The organism is Streptomyces sp. HSW2009 (assembly GCF_040240285.1).
In the GTDB taxonomy this organism is placed as follows: domain Bacteria; phylum Actinomycetota; class Actinomycetes; order Streptomycetales; family Streptomycetaceae; genus Streptomyces.
On sequence record NZ_JBEHZD010001006.1, the window covers coordinates 1 to 1,324 of the forward strand.

The 1,324-nt window shown below is 70.6% G+C and carries 1 protein-coding gene; it reads left to right on the forward strand.

Features of this window, described 5'->3' with window-relative positions:
* Positions 1-56 precede the first annotated feature (56 nt).
* Positions 57-1,324, forward strand: a 1,268-nt coding sequence (locus AAHZ94_RS34200; protein ID WP_502964870.1) for a type I polyketide synthase, incomplete at its 3' end; no start/stop codon positions are given.

Consider the following 1,324-nt stretch of genomic DNA (forward strand, 5'->3'; position numbering starts at 1 on the left):
GTGAGCCGTTGTTGGGTGGTTCGCGGTTGGTGGTGGTGACGTCTGGTGCGGTGGTTGTGGATGCGGGTGGTGCGGGTTCGGGTGTGGATGTGTGGGGTGCGGGTGTGTGGGGGTTGGTGCGGAGTGCGGAGTCGGAGAATCCGGGGCGGTTTGTGTTGGTGGATGTGGAGTCTGCGGGTGCGGGTTCGGGTGCGGGTGTGGAGGAGGGGGTGCGGGCTGCGTTGGCTGCGGAGGAGTCGCAGGTCGCGCTGCGTGGGGGCCGGGTGCTGGTGCCTCGGCTGGTGCGCGGCAGGGTGCCGGCGCAGTCGGGTCGGCCTGCCGAGCTCGACCCCGAGGGTTCCGTGCTGATCGTGGGTGGCACGGGGATGCTCGGCGCGTTGGTGGCTGAGCATGTGGTGGGGGTGTGGGGTGTGCGGCATGTGGTGTTGGCGAGTCGGCGTGGTGGGGAGGCGCCGGGGGCTGGTGAGTTGGTGGAGCGGTTGGGTGGGTTGGGTGCTGAGGTGCGGGTGGTTGCGGTGGATGTGTCGTCTGCGGATGCGGTGGTTGGGTTGGTGGCGGATGCGGGGTCGGAGCGTCCGTTGGTGGGTGTGGTGCATGCGGCGGGTGTGTTGGATGATGCGGTGGTGACGTCGTTGACGTCGGAGCAGTTGGGGCGGGTGTGGGCGGCGAAGGCTGATGTTGCGGCGCATCTGCACGCGGCGACCGAAGGTCTCGACCTCGACCTGTTCCTGATGTTCTCCTCGGCCGCCGGCGTGGTGGGCAACGCAGGTCAGGCCGGGTACGCGGCGGCCAATGCGTACGTCGACGCCCTGGTGGCGCACCGGCGCGCCCTCGGGCTCCCCGGCCAGTCGATCGCCTGGGGCCTGTGGGAGCAGGCGAGCGAGATGACCGGGCATATGGGTCAGGCGGAGCTGACCCGGCTGCGTGGCATGCGTCCGCTGACGGCCGAGCGCGGGCTCGCGCTCCTCGATGCGGCCTGCCACGCGCCACAGGCGCTACTGGTCGCCGTCGATCTCGACGTCCACGGCCTGGCCGGGGCGGCTGAGGTTCCCCCGCTGCTGCGTGCCCTCGCCGGCCGCTCCCGGCGGCGCGCCGCGGGCGCCGACGCCCAGGGCCCGGCGCTCGCGGCCCGACTGACCGGCCTCACCGAGGCCGAACAGCTCGATGTCGTACTCGACGTGGTGCGGGGTTGTGTTGCCGCCGTTCTGGGCTTCGCCACGGCCGCCGACGTACGGGCGGACGCCGCATTCAAGGAGTTGGGTTTTGATTCGTTGACTGCGGTGGAGTTGCGTAATCGGTTGTCGGTGGTGAGTGGGGTGAGGTT